The organism is Sulfitobacter sp. EE-36, assembly GCF_000152605.1.
Lineage (GTDB): Bacteria > Pseudomonadota > Alphaproteobacteria > Rhodobacterales > Rhodobacteraceae > Sulfitobacter > Sulfitobacter pontiacus.
Genome location: NZ_CH959310.1, coordinates 438,513 through 453,007 on the forward strand (window position 1 = coordinate 438,513; position 14,495 = coordinate 453,007).

At 60.9% G+C, this 14,495-nt stretch carries 13 protein-coding genes and 1 tRNA gene; 4 read left to right on the forward strand and 10 right to left on the reverse strand.

All coding sequences use genetic code 11. The features are described from left to right. Window positions 1–42: 42 nt before the first annotated feature. Together EE36_RS04805 and hemE are read right to left on the reverse strand one after the other, a co-directional pair. Window positions 43–119: transfer RNA gene (locus EE36_RS04805), tRNA-Met, on the reverse strand. 62 nt (window positions 120–181) lie between these two features. Further along, window positions 182–1,231, reverse strand: a complete 1,050-nt coding sequence (gene hemE / locus EE36_RS04810) for a uroporphyrinogen decarboxylase (RefSeq protein WP_005850013.1) — start codon at window positions 1,229–1,231, stop codon at window positions 182–184. A 109-nt stretch (window positions 1,232–1,340) separates the two neighbouring features. On the opposite strand from hemE, the gene hemC reads away from it, so the two are divergent. Beyond that, window positions 1,341–2,294: a hydroxymethylbilane synthase gene (gene hemC, locus EE36_RS04815; protein ID WP_005850014.1), complete on the forward strand. Its 954-nt coding sequence runs from the start codon at window positions 1,341–1,343 to the stop codon at window positions 2,292–2,294. 102 nt (window positions 2,295–2,396) lie between these two features. After that, complete coding sequence (locus EE36_RS04820; RefSeq protein ID WP_005850016.1) at window positions 2,397–2,963, forward strand: fasciclin domain-containing protein; 567 nt, start codon at window positions 2,397–2,399, stop codon at window positions 2,961–2,963. Between the two features lie 107 nt (window positions 2,964–3,070). On the opposite strand, the gene hemF is transcribed toward EE36_RS04820, so the two are convergent. Genes hemF through clpS form a run of 4 tightly spaced genes read right to left on the reverse strand, consistent with a single transcriptional unit; the run spans window position 3,071 to window position 6,159 of the window. Further along, window positions 3,071–3,964, reverse strand: coding sequence for an oxygen-dependent coproporphyrinogen oxidase (gene hemF / locus EE36_RS04825; RefSeq protein WP_005850020.1), 894 nt, complete (start codon window positions 3,962–3,964; stop codon window positions 3,071–3,073). Window positions 3,965–3,991: 27 nt separating this feature from the next. After that, window positions 3,992–4,792 (reverse strand): SDR family NAD(P)-dependent oxidoreductase, encoded by an 801-nt coding sequence (locus EE36_RS04830; RefSeq protein WP_005850022.1) that lies wholly within the window; start codon window positions 4,790–4,792, stop codon window positions 3,992–3,994. A 29-nt stretch (window positions 4,793–4,821) separates the two neighbouring features. Continuing rightward, window positions 4,822–5,814 (reverse strand): class I SAM-dependent methyltransferase, encoded by a 993-nt coding sequence (locus EE36_RS04835; RefSeq protein ID WP_005850024.1) that lies wholly within the window; start codon window positions 5,812–5,814, stop codon window positions 4,822–4,824. Between the two features lie 3 nt (window positions 5,815–5,817). Next, on the reverse strand, window positions 5,818–6,159 hold the full coding sequence (gene clpS / locus EE36_RS04840) for an ATP-dependent Clp protease adapter ClpS (protein ID WP_005850026.1): 342 nt from the start codon (window positions 6,157–6,159) through the stop codon (window positions 5,818–5,820). Window positions 6,160–6,249: 90 nt separating this feature from the next. On the opposite strand from clpS, the gene EE36_RS04845 reads away from it, so the two are divergent. Continuing rightward, window positions 6,250–6,942, forward strand: coding sequence for an HAD family hydrolase (locus EE36_RS04845; RefSeq protein WP_005850027.1), 693 nt, complete (start codon window positions 6,250–6,252; stop codon window positions 6,940–6,942). 245 nt (window positions 6,943–7,187) lie between these two features. Continuing rightward, a complete protein-coding gene (locus EE36_RS04850; RefSeq protein WP_005850029.1) occupies window positions 7,188–8,696 on the forward strand; it encodes a D-alanyl-D-alanine carboxypeptidase family protein in 1,509 nt (502 codons plus the stop codon). 11 nt (window positions 8,697–8,707) lie between these two features. Here EE36_RS04850 and EE36_RS04855 read toward each other — a convergent pair whose 3' ends face one another. Genes EE36_RS04855 through EE36_RS04870 form a run of 4 tightly spaced genes read right to left on the reverse strand, consistent with a single transcriptional unit; the run spans window position 8,708 to window position 14,462 of the window. Further along, the gene (locus EE36_RS04855) at window positions 8,708–10,306 is read right to left on the reverse strand and encodes an ABC transporter ATP-binding protein (protein ID WP_005850031.1); all 1,599 of its coding nucleotides are present in this window, start codon (window positions 10,304–10,306) and stop codon (window positions 8,708–8,710) included. Next, complete coding sequence (locus tag EE36_RS04860) at window positions 10,303–11,409, reverse strand: ABC transporter permease (RefSeq protein ID WP_005850032.1); 1,107 nt, start codon at window positions 11,407–11,409, stop codon at window positions 10,303–10,305. Before EE36_RS04860 ends, EE36_RS04855 begins: the two co-directional genes overlap by 4 nt. A gap of 5 nt (window positions 11,410–11,414) precedes the next feature. Next, complete coding sequence (locus EE36_RS04865; protein WP_005850034.1) at window positions 11,415–12,503, reverse strand: microcin C ABC transporter permease YejB; 1,089 nt, start codon at window positions 12,501–12,503, stop codon at window positions 11,415–11,417. Window positions 12,504–12,512: 9 nt separating this feature from the next. Beyond that, window positions 12,513–14,462, reverse strand: a complete 1,950-nt coding sequence (locus EE36_RS04870) for an extracellular solute-binding protein (RefSeq protein WP_005850036.1) — start codon at window positions 14,460–14,462, stop codon at window positions 12,513–12,515. Between the last annotated feature and the right edge of the window lie 33 nt (window positions 14,463–14,495).

A 14,495-nucleotide genomic window follows, 5' to 3' on the forward strand; every position in this document is an offset into this window, starting at 1 on the left:
ACAGCTATCCTACAAAAGTCATATCTGTGCGGGGGGGGGAGATGGTGGCGTTACCTGGATTTGAACCAGGGACCTAACGATTATGAGTCGTTCGCTCTAACCAACTGAGCTATAACGCCATCGGCGCTCCGAGTATGACAGGCTTCGGCCCCCGTCAAGAGCCAAAGCCAATCTTATTTGATTATTCGCCCTCGCGCACCGTATCAATCATGCGCTGCACGTTGTCAGGGTCGGCATCCGGGGTGATCCCGTGACCAAGGTTAAAGATATGCGGGCCCTTGGAAAAGGCTTTGACGATCTGCCGCGTCTCATCCACCAGCGCCTGCCCGCCGGTGACCATATGGGTCGATGCAAGGTTGCCCTGCACGCAACCATCCACCTGCACATGTTTGGCCGCCCAATCCGCCGAGACGGAATTATCCAGCGCCACACAATCCACCCCCGTCGCCTTGGCGAACCCGATGTATTTATCGCCGGCCTCGCGCGGGAAACCGATGATCGGAATACCGGGGTGGCGCTTCTTCAGCTCTTGCGTGATCTCGCGTGCAGGGGCCAGCGCGTATTTCTCGAAAGCATCGCCCGGCAGCGACCCCGCCCAGCTATCAAAGATCTTCATCACCTCGGCGCCTGCGTCAATTTGCGCAGACATATATTCGATGGTTGCCTTGGTAATCAGGTCCAACAGCTTCTCGAACAGGGCGTTATCCTGGGTGCGCAGCAGATGCGCAGGCCCCTGATCCTTGGTCCCCTGCCCCGCGATCATATAGGTCGCCACAGTCCAGGGCGCACCGGCAAAACCGATCAACGTCGTCTCGCGCGGCAGTTCACCGGCGAGGTTGCGCACCGTCTGATAGATCGGGTTCAACGTCTCGTGGATATCGCCCACGGGCCGCAGCTGGTCAAAATCCGCCTGTGTGGTGACCGTGGACAGGCGCGGCCCTTCGCCGGTGACAAACCACAGATCAGCGCCAAGCGCCTGAGGTACAAGCAAAATATCCGCAAAGAGGATCGCCGCATCAAACCCGTAACGACGGATCGGCTGCAAGGTGACCTCGGTCGCCAGCTCGGGGTTGTAGCACAAAGACAGGAAATCCCCCGCCTGCGCCCGCGTCGCCTTATACTCGGGCAGATAGCGTCCGGCCTGCCGCATCATCCAGATCGGCGGCACCGGCAGCGTCTCTCCGGCCAATGAACGCAGAATGGTTTTGCTTTGCGTGTCGGTCTGCGGCATCGGGGATTCCTACTCTTCAATGGTTTTGTCTTAGGTCAAGATGTAGCGCCGCGATGTCAAGGCAATGGCACCGCTTGTCAGATCAAATCCACACCCCTAAAGAAGAGCCATGACTGTGAACCTGCCCACCCCCGAAAACCCCATGCGCATCGGCACCCGCGGCTCGCCACTGGCGATGGCCCAGGCCTATGAAACCCGCGCCCGTCTGGCCGCCGCGTTTGAGATCCCGCAGGCGGCATTTGAAATCGTCGTGATCAAAGTCACCGGCGATGTCATTCAGGATCGCCCGCTCAAGGACATCGGCGGCAAGGGCCTGTTCACCCGCGAAATCGAAGAAGACCTGCTGGCAGGCAAAATCGACATCGCTGTGCATTCGATGAAAGACATGCCCACGATCCAGCCGGGGGGCCTGCTGCTTGATACCTACCTGCCGCGCGAAGACCCGCGCGACGCCTTTGTCGCGCCCACCCTCTCGGCGCTGGACCAACTGGCCGAAGGCGCGGTCGTCGGCACCTCCAGCCTGCGCCGCCGTGCGCAGCTGCTGCACCAGCGTCCCGACCTGCAGGTCGTCGAATTCCGCGGCAATGTGCAGACGCGGCTGAAAAAGCTCGCCGATGGTGTGGCCGAATGTACCTTCCTCGCCGTGGCCGGTCTGAACCGTTTGGGCATGCAACACGTCCCCGCCACGCCGATCGACGATACGCTGATGCTGCCCGCGGTCGCGCAAGGGGCCATTGGCATCGAACGCCGCGCCGGTGACCTTGATACCGAAGCCATGCTCGCCGCGATCCACGACACCCCCACGGGCCAACGTCTGGCCGCCGAACGCGCCTTTCTGCTCACGCTTGACGGATCCTGCGAGACACCGATTGCCGGGCTGGCCACGCTGGACGGCGACACGCTCCACCTGCGCGGCCAGGTCCTGCGCCCCGACGGGTCCGAGGCGATTGCCGGTGACCGCAGCGGCCCTATTGCGCAAGGTGGCCAGATGGGCGTCGATCTGGCGCAGGACCTGCTGGCCCAGGCAGGCCCCGGCTTCTTCGATTGGCACGTCAAAGGATAACATCCAAAATAAATTCGCGTTCTGTTTGAAACTAAGCGCAGCTTGGCCCCGTTGCTTCGGCATGATCAACAAATGATCACGATATAAACCGAGGAGAACACCATGACTTTCGCTAAAAAGATGATGACCGCAACCGCAGCTCTGGCCCTGACTGCTGGTGCGGCTTTCGCCGACGAGATGAAGAACCCCATGGTCGGTGGTGCTGAAATGTTCGCCGACAAGAACATCGTTGAAAACGCCGTGAACTCTGCCGACCACACCACATTGGTTGCTGCTGTGAAAGCTGCCGGTCTGGTTGATACCCTCGCAGGCGAAGGCCCCTTCACCGTGTTCGCCCCCACCAACGCCGGTTTCGACCGTCTTGAGCCAGGCACCGTCGAAATGCTGGTCAAGCCAGAGAACAAAGAGCGTCTGACCGAAATCCTGACCTGCCACGTGGTCGGCAAGGCCGTGATGTCCGACGCGCTGCAGGGCATGATCAAGGACGACGGCGGTGAGCACCCCGTGCCGACACTGGGCGGCTGCACGCTGCAAGCCTCCTACGCCGATGATGGCCGCATGAAGCTGGTGGATGAAAACGGCAACGCCGCCTTCGTAGAGATCGCGGACGTCAAACAGTCCAACGGTGTGATCCACGTTATCGACGGCGTGATGCTGCCAAAGCAATAAGCTGATACCAGTTTAGACGAAAAGGCCCCCGACCTGCACGGTCGGGGGCCTTCTTCATTCCAAATGGCAGCTATCCCGGGGGAGCCCGCAGGGCGGGGGCTGGCCCCCTAGATCCACTTTGCCAAAGGCGGCAGGCTCATGAGAACCGCATTGGCGTCATGGCCGGTTTCCAGCCCGAATTTCGTACCGCGGTCATAGACAAGGTTATATTCGGCATAAAGCCCGCGATGCACCAACTGCGCTTCTTTGTCTGCCTCTGACCAGTCTTGCGTGATCCGCTTTTGCACCAGCGGCAGATAGGCGGGCAGGAAGGCGCGGCCGATATCCTGTGTCAGGGCAAAATCCGCCTCCCAATCGCCTGTCGCGTGATCATCCATAAAGATACCGCCGACCCCGCGCGCGCGGTGACGGTGCGGGATATAGAAATACTCGTCCGCCCAGGCCTTCAGCCGCGGGTACAGATCGCTGCCATGAGGGTCCAGATGCGCCTTTTGCACAGCGTGGAAATGCGCGGTGTCTTCGTCATATTCGATGCAGGGATTCAGATCCGACCCGCCCCCGAACCAGCTGGCATGGGGGGTCCAGAACATGCGGGTGTTCATATGGACCGCCGGGGCATGGGGGTTCTGCATATGCGCGACCAGACTGATGCCCGACGCCCAGAACCGCGGGTCTTCGGCCATGCCGGGGATGCCCTTACGCGCCGCCATCGCGACCTGCGCGCGCTCTCCCAGGGTGCCGAACACTGTAGAGACGTTGACGCCGACCTTTTCGAACACACGCCCGCCACGCATCACGCTCATCAGACCGCCGCCCGCGTCACTGCCGTCGTCGCTGCTGCGTTTGGTCGGGGTCACCTCGAACGTGCCGGGCGCGGCATCAGACAGCGGGCCCTCGGCGTGGTCACGCTCCAGCGTCTCGAATGCCTCCACGATCTGGTCGCGCAGGCTGCGGAACCACTCAGCGGCGCGGGTCTTCTCCGCCTCGAAATCAACGGTCATGCGCAAAGCCTTTCGTTACTGCGTACTCTAGTGTGCCGGCGCGTCCACGGCGTCCAGCAAGGACCGCCCCCCGTCCACAACGATCACTTCGCCGGTCAGGAAACTGGAGCTGTCGGCGGCAAGATACTGGATCGTGTCGGCCAGCTCTGACGGCGAAGCGATGCGCCCCAGCGGCGTGTGGTTGCGGATGTCGTCGCGCCACTCGCGGTTCTCGGCGCAGGACGCTTTCAGCGACCCGCTCATCACCGACCCGAAAGCCACAGCGTTCACCCGGATGCGATGCGGGGCCAGGGTCAGCGCCATCGACCGCGTCATCTGCTCAAGCGCGGCCGCCGCCATGGAATAGGCCATCAACTCGGGCCGCGTGTGCCGCGAGGTGGTCGAGCTGAGGTTGACGATGCTGCCCACGCTGCCGTCTTCCTTGCCCTCGGACTGTTTGATCATGCGTTTGGCGACCTGCTGCGTCAGCTGCATCGCGGTCATCACGTTTTCCTGCCACAGGGTTTCAACGCTGGTGTCATCACTGTCCAGCGCATCCGTCGGCAGGAACTGCCGCGAGGCATTGACCAGCACGTCGACCTCGTCAAAAGCGTCGATGGTGGCAGAGACGAGGTTCGCAATCGTCAGCCGTTGCCGCAGATCACCCGCGAAAAAGCGGATGTTGCCGTCGTCCTTGGCATCGCCCAGCTGTTCGACCAGCGCTTTCTCGTCGATGTCGGCACACATCACATTTGCGCCCTTGTCGGCGAATTGCCGGGCAATCGCCAAACCGATGCCGTTCGCGGCCCCGGTGACGATGACGCTTTTGCCAGAGATTGAGAATGACATAAATCGTTCCTTAATCAGGCGCGGCCTGCCTATCGGCGTTTGCGCAAAGGCCGTGCCGCGTGAAACAGTTTGAACCGCGCATCGCCGCCGATTTCCTCGACATGGGCGAAACGGGTTTTCAGCTCTGCCTCATAGGGCAGATGACGGTTCGCGACCATCCACAGCTTGCCTTGCGGCGACAGGATGCGTGCTGCTGTGGCAACAAACGCCTGCCCGATCTGCGGCTCAGCCGCGCGACCGATGTGGAAGGGCGGGTTCATGATCACGCTGTCCATGCGGTGGGGCGGCTCCCAGCTTGTGGCATCCTCCCATGCAAAGGACGCGCGATCATCGGTGACATTGCGGCGCGCACATTCCAGCGCCATATGTCCCGCTTCAACAAGGTAAAGGTTTTTGATGTCAGGCCGTGTCAGCGCGTGGGCCGACAAAAAGCCCCAACCGGCCCCCAGATCGGCAACCTCGGACCCGAGCTTCTCGGGCAAGGCGTCCACCAGCAGCGCCGAGGCCAGATCGACACCATCGGCGGAAAAGACCCCCGGCGCGGTCCAGAACCCGCCTTCGGTCAGCTCCGGCCCCTGACGCCAGTCGGAAAAGAACTCCGCCGCCGGTTCCGAGATCCAGAACATCTTGCCGTGAGCCTTCGAGATCGGGCCCTGCACGGTCACACGGTCGCGCATCTCGCGCAGGACACTATCGGCACCGTCGGTCTTTTGCCCGTCGATCACAACGATCCCGTCGCAGACCTCGCAGGCGGCGGCGATCACGGCGCGGGCTTCGGCCTTGGCGCGTGGCAGGCAGACGATACAGGCCGCATAGCGGTCCTTGATGGTGCGCACGACATCATAGCCGCGCGCGGCCCATGCGTCATAATCCGGTTTGAAATCGTGGATAATCTGCACGCGGTCTTTATCCAGACCTGGCAAATCACTGTCACGGGGGGGCTGAAAGACGGCAATCGTCCCTTCAGCTGGCAACTCAAGACCACCGCCGTCAAGCGCCAGTTGCAGACGTGCATCAATCACGTGTTATTCTTCTTTTTCCATGGTGCATTGCAGCGGATGCTGGTGACGCCGGGCAAAATCCATCACCTGCGCGACTTTGGTTTCCGCGATCTCGTGGCTGAACACGCCCACGACCGCCAGCCCTTTTTTATGCACGGTCAACATGATCTCGAAGGCTTGGGCATGGTTCAGCCCGAAGAAGCGTTCAAGCACGATCACCACAAATTCCATCGGGGTGAAATCGTCGTTCAACAGCATCACCTTGTACAAAGGCGGCCGCTTGGTCTTTGGTTTGGTCTTGGTCAACAGATCGGTTTCGTCGTCGTCCCGGTCTTTGCCCGCCATCATAAGATCATCAAGGCGCATTGCTGCTCCTGCCTGAGAAGTCGTTTCAAGTGAGTCGTGTAGGCGTCTATATAACCCTAAAGCAGAATTAGAAAAGAGGGCGCGCCAAAGATGGGCAATCCGCTAACGACCATCGGTTTTGATGCCGATGACACTTTATGGCACAACGAACGCTTCTTTGCTTTGACACAGGTCAAATTCGCGGAACTTCTTGCCGATTACACCGACCGCGACAGCCTGATGGACCGGCTGCTTGAGGCAGAGCGGCGCAACATCCCCCACTACGGCTTTGGCATCAAAGGGTTCACCCTCTCGATGATCGAAACCGCGATAGAGGTCACCGAAGGCCGCGTGCCGGCCGATGTCATCTCCGAACTGCTGGCGGCGGGGCGGGATATGCTGGCCCATCCGGTCGAACTGCTGCCGGATGTGCGCGAAACCCTCGAAACCCTGCAAGACGACTATCGGATGGTGTTGGTGACCAAGGGCGATCTGCTGGATCAGGAACGCAAGCTCGCTGAATCCGGGCTGCGTGATATGTTCACCGCGATTGAAATCGTGTCGGACAAGACCCCGCAAACCTACCAGCGCATCTTTGATACCCACGGCGACGGCCCGGCCCGCGGCATGATGATCGGGAACTCCATGAAATCGGACGTGGTGCCGATGATCCATGCGGGCGGGCATGGCGTCTATATCCCCCACGGCGTCACCTGGGCGCTGGAGCATGCCCCCGCCCCGAGTGATTCGCCCCGCTTCCACCAGATCACGCGCCTGTCCGAAGTGGCAGAATTGCTGCCCTGATCGCTGCTGTATTCTCGCCTTACCTTCGCTGCGTTGTCGCCTAACTCTTGCCACATTCCCGCCACAATCGCCCCTATAGTGGCGGAGTTTTGGGCACACGCTATATGTGCTGCGCGGAAATCGCCGCTTTTCCGGGCTGCACCACATCGAACGCCTTTATCGAAAACACGTCCTATGGTAACCTTACCTTAATAATAATGGTCAGTTGAAAAATCGACGGCCGAGGCAGAGCAAAGGCAGTTATGATGAGAGTGCGGCGTGTGCAGCCAGCCCGGTATGGGCTATTTATTCTTGCGGCTATATGGATCTTGCTGATCCTGCCGCTCAGCGCAATGGCGGCCCCCTATGCCGCCTATGTGATCGACGCCCGAACCGGCGAAGTGTTGCACTCCCGAAACGCGGATACCCGTCTGCACCCGGCCTCCCTCACCAAAATGATGACACTTTATATCGCTTTCGAGGCGATTAAACGTGGTGAGATCTCGCTCGACAGCAAGGTCAAGATCACCAGCCACGCGGCGTCCGAACCGCCCAGCAAATTGGGGCTGAAATCGGGCCAGACCATCGCCCTGCGCTACCTGATCCGCGCCGCGGCCGTCAAATCTGCCAATGACGCCGCCACCGCCATCGGGGAAGCCATCGAAGGGTCCGAAGCCAAGTTCGCCCGCCGCATGAACCGCACCGCCAAGGCGCTTGGCATGACAAACACCACCTTCAAGAACGCCCACGGCCTGACCGAATCCGGCCACATGTCGACCGCACATGACATGACCATCATGGGCCGCCACCTGCTGTATGATCACCCCGAATACTACAACCTGTTCTCGCGCATCACTGCCGATGCGGGCGTGCGCAAGGTCAGCCACACCAACCGTCGCTTCCTGTCGTCCTACAAAGGCGCCGACGGGATCAAGACCGGCTACACCCGCGCCGCTGGCTTCAACCTCACCGCCTCGGCGGAACGGGGCAATGAACGCATTATCGTGACCGTCTTCGGCGGCACCTCCACCAGCGCGCGGAACGCCAAAGTGGCCGAGTTGATGGATCTGGGCTTCCGCCGCGCCCCCTCCAGCGCACCGCTGAAAAAACCCTCCAAACCCGCCTATGCCGATGTCGAAGATACGCCCGTCGCGTCTGATGGGGCCGCAGGCAAGGTCATCCGCCTTGTGGGGGCCGTCACCACTTCCAAACGTCCCACATTGCGTCCGGGCCACCAGCCTCAGGTCGTGGTTGCCACCGCAGAGGTGCCCCAAGCGACTTCGCCGATCCTGAACTCAGACATCACCGCCGCGCTGAAAGAGGCGCAGAAAACCGCGCCGCCCGTCGTGGCAGAGGCCCCTGCTCCGACACCGGACCCCGCAGCAGAGGCGGAAACCCTGCTCGCCTCGGTCTCGGTCCGGCCCACGCTGCGCCCCTCGGCTGCCGCATCGCTGGTTGAAACCGCCGCGGTCAAACAGGTCACACCCAAAGCGCCCCCCGCCCCCGAGGTCATCACCCGCGTGTCGACATCCGGCGGGCGTCACTGGGGCGTGAATGTGGGCCGCTACCCCAGCCGCTATGCCGCCGAGAAAGTGCTGCTGAAAACCGCATTGTCCGAAATCTCGACCCTCGACGGCAGCCTGCGCAAAGTCGTGCGTCGCCCGCAAGGGTTCGACGCCAACTTCCTTGGCATGACCCGCGAGACAGCCGATCTGGCCTGCCGCCGTCTGGTCGCCCGCAATGTGAACTGCTTTATGATCGGGCCAAGCTCTTAAGCTTGGCCTGCTCAGGTCGTCGCCTGTAGCAAGGTGCGCGTATAGTCGGACTGCGGATTGTCATACAGCGTATCGACATCGCCGTATTCGACCACATCCCCCCGCTTCATCACCATCACCTTATGCGACATCGCGCGCACGACCTTCAGGTCGTGGCTGATGAACAGATAGGCCAGCCCGTATTTGCGCTGCAAATTGCGCAGCAGGTCCACGATCTGCACCTGCACGGTCATATCCAGCGCCGAGGTCGGCTCGTCCAGCACCAGCAGCTTGGGCCGCAGCACCATTGCCCGCGCAATCGCGATCCGCTGACGTTGCCCGCCGGAAAATTCGTGCGGATAGCGGTCCATCGTGGCCGGGTCCAAGCCCACCTCGATCATCACATCGCGTACCAGTTCGCGCGGATTGCGGTCGGGGTCCACCTTATGCACGCTCAGCCCTTCGGCGATGATCTGCATACAGGTCATCCGCGGCGACAGGCTGCCGAACGGATCCTGAAACACGATCTGCATATCCTTGCGCAACCGCCGCAACTGCCGCGTGGACCAACTGCGCACGTCCTGCCCCATAAAGCTGATCCCCCCTTCAGAGGAGATCAACCGCATGATCGCCAGTGCCAGCGTCGTCTTGCCCGACCCGGATTCACCCACGATACCAAGGGTTTCCCCCGCGCGCACCGACAGCGAAGCGTCGTTTACCGCCTTCACGTGATCCACCGTCTTACGCATGAACCCCTTCTGGATCGGGAACCAGACCTTCAGATGATCGGTGCTGGCGATCACCTCGGCATCGGGTGCAACCGGGTCCGGTCGGCCCGATGGCTCCGCCCCCAAAAGCTTGATCGTATAGGGGTGCTGCGGGTTGTCAAAAATCTCGTGCGTGGGGCCGTGTTCGACAATCTCGCCCTGCTTCATCACGCAGACGCGGTCGGCAATGCGGCGCACGATGCCCAGATCATGGGTGATGAACAGCAGGCCCATGCCTTCGCTGTCTTTCAGCTCTTTCAGCAGGTCCAGTATCTGCGCCTGAATGGTCACATCCAAAGCCGTGGTCGGCTCATCCGCGATCAGCACATCGGGCTTGTTGGCCAACGCCATCGCGATCATCACCCGTTGACGTTGCCCACCCGACAGCTGATGCGGGTAGGCGCCCAACCGGCTCTGCGCATCCACGATCCCGACCTTGTCCAGCAGTTCAAGGATACGCGCCCGCGCCTCGGCCCCCGCCACGCCCTGATGCAGCGCCAGCGATTCCGCCAGCTGCTTTTCGATCGTATGCAGCGGGTTCAGCGAGGTCATCGGCTCTTGAAAGATAAAGCTGATGTCATTGCCACGCACCTTGCGCAGCAGCTTGTCGCTCGCCCCGACCATCTGCTGCCCGTCATACAGCACCGATCCCGACACCTCGGCACTGTCGCCCAACAGCGATACGGTGCTCAGCGCCGATACGGATTTACCCGAGCCGGACTCCCCCACCAGCGCCACGGTCTCCCCGCGCTGCACGGCAAAGCTCACGCCCTTGACCGCATGGGTCAACGCGCCTTCCTGACGGAAGGAGACGCGCAGGTCATCCACTTGCAGCACCGCGGCGTTCTGGGTCGAAGGCGTCATGAGAACGTCTTTCTCGGGTCAAAGGCGTCGCGGATCCCTTCAAAGATAAAGATCAGCAGCGACAGCATGATGGCAAAGGTGAAGAACGCGGTGAACGCCAGCCAGGGCGCTTGCAGGTTCTGCTTGGCTTGCAACGTCAGCTCGCCCAGGGACGGGGCCGACGACGGCAGGCCGAAGCCCAGAAAATCAAGGATCGCAAGCGTGCTGATCGTGCCGGTGATGATAAACGGCAGCATCGTCAGCATCGCGACCATCGCATTGGGCAGCATGTGGCGGAACATGATCGTCATATTCCCCACCCCAAGCGCGCGCGCCGCGCGCACGTATTCAAGGTTCCGCGCGCGCAGGAATTCGGCCCGCACCACACCCACCAGAGATGTCCAACTGAACAGCACCAGCAAGAACACCAGCAGCCAGAAACTGCGCCCCAGAATGGCGAACATGATGATGATCACATAAAGCGACGGGGTCGAGGTCCAGATCTCGATCACGCGCTGGAAGATCAGATCCGTCCAGCCGCCGAAGAACCCCTGCACCGCCCCCGCGATGATCCCGATCAACGATGCCGCCCCGGTCACAATCAGGGTAAAGATGATCGACAGCCGGAAGCCATGAATGACCCGCGCCAGCACGTCACGTTTGGTGCCATCGGTGCCCAGCAGGTTCTGCCCGTTCGGCGGCAGCGGGGCCGCGCCGGGCCGGTCCACGGCGGTGTCAAAGCTATAGGGGATGGGCGGCCAGATCGACCAACCCGCCGCGATCGCCTCGCCCGCGACCTCGCCATCTTGCGCATCCTCGATGATCCCCTCGGGGTCGTCCAAACAGTCGATCAACCCGCCCGAGGCGATCAGACATTGCACTTCGGGGTCGCGGTACACCGCTTCGGTCAGGAAATCGCCGCCGAAGGCCGTCTCGGGGTAGAACTTGAAGATCGGCATGTAATAGTCGCCGCGATAGTTCACGAGGATCGGTTTGTCGTTGGCCACAAATTCAGCGAACAGCGAGATGCCAAACAGGATCGCGAAAATCCAAAGGCTCCAATAGGCGCGGCGGTTACGGGTAAAGTTACGCCAGCGGCGTTGGTTCAGCGGGGATAGCGCCATGGGGTTCAGCCCTCGCGTTTTTCAAAGTCGATGCGCGGGTCGACGACCACATACATCAGGTCAGACAGGATACCGACCAGCAGACCGATAAGGCCAAAGATGAACAGCGTGCCGAAGACGATCGGATAATCCCGCGCGACCGCAGCCTCGAACCCCAGACGGCCCAGCCCATCAAGGCTAAAGATCGTCTCGATGATCAGCGAGCCGCCAAAGAACACACCGATAAACACCGCTGGAAAGCCCGCGATCACGATCAGCATCGCGTTGCGGAAGACGTGGCCGTACAACACCTTACGCTCCGACAGGCCCTTGGCCCGCGCCGTGACAACATATTGCTTCTTGATCTCGTCGAGAAAGCTGTTCTTGGTCAGCAACGTCAGCGTCGCAAAGGCCGAGATGGTCGAGGCCAGCACCGGCAGCGTGATGTGCCAGAAGTAATCCGCGACCTTGCCCAATGGGCTCAGCTGGTCAAAATTATCCGAGGTCAGCCCCCGCAGCGGGAATATCTGCCAGTAGGACCCGCCCGCGAACAGCACCAGCAGCAGGATCGCGAACAGAAAGCCCGGGATCGCATAGGCGGCGATAATCGCGCCCGATGTCCATGTATCAAAGGCCGTGCCGTCCTTGACGGCCTTGCGGATGCCAAGGGGGATCGACACCAGATAGGCAATCAACGTGGACCACAGCCCCAGCGTGATCGACACGGGCAGCTTTTCCTTGATCAACTCGATCACGCTGATCGACCGGAAATAGCTGTCGCCGAAATCGAACCGCATGTAATTCCACAGCATGTTCACGAACCGCTCTACCGGTGGTTTGTCAAAGCCGAACTCTTTCTCAAGCTCGGCGATGAATTCGGGCGGCAGGCCCCGTGCGCCAACGTAATTCTCGTTGCCGCCGGTATCTGCGGCATTCCCCGCATCCGATCCCCCGCCAGAGAACCCTTCGAACACGTCACCACCGCCCTGAATACGCGCGATCGCCTGCTCAACAGGGCCACCCGGCACAAACTGCACCAGTGCAAAGTTGATCAGCATGATCCCAAGCAACGTCGGTATGATCAGCAACAGCCGTCGAAGAATATATGCGCCCATGGCCGGCGTTTACCTCAGTGCGCCCGCAGCGCGCAAGGCGTCTGCTTTATCGGCATTGTACCACCAGAAATCGAGGTAACCCAAAGCGTAAGGCGGCTGCGTTTCAGGGTGTTCGTACTGGTCGTAATAGGCGGTCCAGAAACTGTCGTTATACCAGGTCGGGATTATGAAAAATTCATAGCGCAGTGCCCGATCCAGCGCCATCAGGCTGGCGTCCTCTTCCTCTTTCGTGTCGGCGGCCAGCGACGCGGTCACAATCGCATCCACCAGCGGGCTGGCAAGCCCTGCAGGGTTGAACAGCGAATAGGCCGCCGCCTCTGACCCATAGCGTTGTTCCAGCCCGGTGCCTGTGCCCAGAAACGCCCCATAGCTGTCATAGACCATGTCGTAATCGCGGTCCCGTTCGCGGGCCGTGTATTGGGAACTGTCGACTTTCTCGAGCACGGCATCAATGCCCATGTTCTGCAAATTTGACATAAAGTTTTCGATCACCGCCGACAGCGTCGCCGACCCCGAGGAGTTCAGCAAGAACCGCAACTGCAAGGGTTTGCCCTGCGCATTATAGCGTTTGCCGTCATCGCCCACGGCCCAACCGGCCTCGTCCAGCAGCTTCATTGCGCGGCGCAGGTTGCGACGGTCCGACAGGCGGCTCGCATCCGACGTATGCGGCACCACCGCGTCTTGCGTCAGCAGTTCGGGCGGAACGACATCGCCAAGGCTTTCCAGCAGCGCCAGTTCCGCCCCTTGGGGTGCGCCCGTGGCCATCAGGGGCGTATCCTGCGTAAACGACGCCCGCTGTTTGAACAGCCCGTATTGCAGCGATTCATTGGTCCATTCAAAGTTGAACCCCAGGGCCACGGCCTCGCGCACGCGCTTGTCCTGCAAGACCTCGCGGCCAAGGTTGAACACGATGCCCGAAGGCGTGGGAGGCGACCCGTCGGGGATATCCTCTTTGACCACCTGCCCTGCGGTCACCTTGGGGAAGTCATAGGACGACGCCCATTGTTTCGAGCTGCCCTCGGTGCGGAAGGTATATTCACCCGCCTTGAAGGCCTCGAACGCGGAATTCTCGTCACCGAAATATTCAACGCGGATTTTATCGAAATTGTTGCGGCCCACGTTGAACGGCAGGTCCTTGCCCCAGTAATCGGGGTTGCGTTTATAGACGATGCGACGGTTCACATCGATGCTGTCGATCATATAGGGGCCGGACCCGGGCGAGGTTTCCAGCCGCGATTCGTCGAGCCGCGCGCCGGTTTCCTCGTACCATTTTTTCGACCACGCGGGCACGCCGCCGACCTGTTCGATCAGGCTGCGCCGGGACACGCCGGGGCTGAAATAGAATTTGATGGTGTAATCGTCGATCACCTCGACCTTGGGGATCAGCTTGCGCACTGCATCGGCATAGGATTTCAGCCCCTGATCCAGCAGCAGGTTGTGGCTAAAGGCGATGTCATGGGCCGTCACCGGATCACCGGTCGAGAATTTGGCGTCCTTGCGCATGTGGAACACCACCCAATCCTTGCTCTCGGGGTATTCAAGGCTCTCGCACAGCAGGCAATAGGCTTCGCCGTAAACATCCGCGGGCACGATCTCTCCGCCGACGCCCTCGCCAAGCAGGCTCTCATACATCACCGTGCTCAACGCGCCGCCACGGCCCTTGCGCGAATAGGGGTTCATCGAATCAAACGTCCCGAGGGTAGAGATTGAAATCTCGCCGCCTTTGGGGGCGTCGGGGTTCACATAGTCGAAATGGGTGTAATCGGCGGGGTATTTCAGATCGCCGTAAAAGGAATAGCCATGCGCGGTGATGATCTTGTCACTGCCCTGCGCGGCGTCATCCTGCCCCCAAGCAGCACCGCCCAGCATCGCGGCCCCGAAAACAAGCAAGGCCGCGCCAGCGACGCGCAGCATGGGGGTTTGCGATTGTGTGTCAGCACGGGCATGGGTCCGGGGCATCGGGCGTATCCTTTATAACAACAGGCGATAGAC

Excerpts from the sequence above, each read along its gene's own strand:
- EE36_RS04850 (WP_005850029.1), top strand. The coding sequence starts at position 7,188 with ATGAGAGTGCGGCGTGTGCAGCCAGCCCGGTATGGGCTATTTATTCTT.
- EE36_RS04845 (WP_005850027.1), top strand. The coding sequence starts at position 6,250 with ATGGGCAATCCGCTAACGACCATCGGTTTTGATGCCGATGACACTTTA.
- EE36_RS04855 (WP_005850031.1), bottom strand. The coding sequence starts at position 10,306 with ATGACGCCTTCGACCCAGAACGCCGCGGTGCTGCAAGTGGATGACCTG.
- clpS (WP_005850026.1), bottom strand. The coding sequence starts at position 6,159 with ATGCGCCTTGATGATCTTATGATGGCGGGCAAAGACCGGGACGACGAC.
- EE36_RS04820 (WP_005850016.1), top strand. The coding sequence starts at position 2,397 with ATGACTTTCGCTAAAAAGATGATGACCGCAACCGCAGCTCTGGCCCTG.
- hemC (WP_005850014.1), top strand. The coding sequence starts at position 1,341 with ATGACTGTGAACCTGCCCACCCCCGAAAACCCCATGCGCATCGGCACC.
- EE36_RS04870 (WP_005850036.1), bottom strand. The coding sequence starts at position 14,462 with ATGCCCCGGACCCATGCCCGTGCTGACACACAATCGCAAACCCCCATG.
- hemF (WP_005850020.1), bottom strand. The coding sequence starts at position 3,964 with ATGACCGTTGATTTCGAGGCGGAGAAGACCCGCGCCGCTGAGTGGTTC.
- hemE (WP_005850013.1), bottom strand. The coding sequence starts at position 1,231 with ATGCCGCAGACCGACACGCAAAGCAAAACCATTCTGCGTTCATTGGCC.
- EE36_RS04860 (WP_005850032.1), bottom strand. The coding sequence starts at position 11,409 with ATGGCGCTATCCCCGCTGAACCAACGCCGCTGGCGTAACTTTACCCGT.
- EE36_RS04830 (WP_005850022.1), bottom strand. The coding sequence starts at position 4,792 with ATGTCATTCTCAATCTCTGGCAAAAGCGTCATCGTCACCGGGGCCGCG.
- EE36_RS04865 (WP_005850034.1), bottom strand. The coding sequence starts at position 12,503 with ATGGGCGCATATATTCTTCGACGGCTGTTGCTGATCATACCGACGTTG.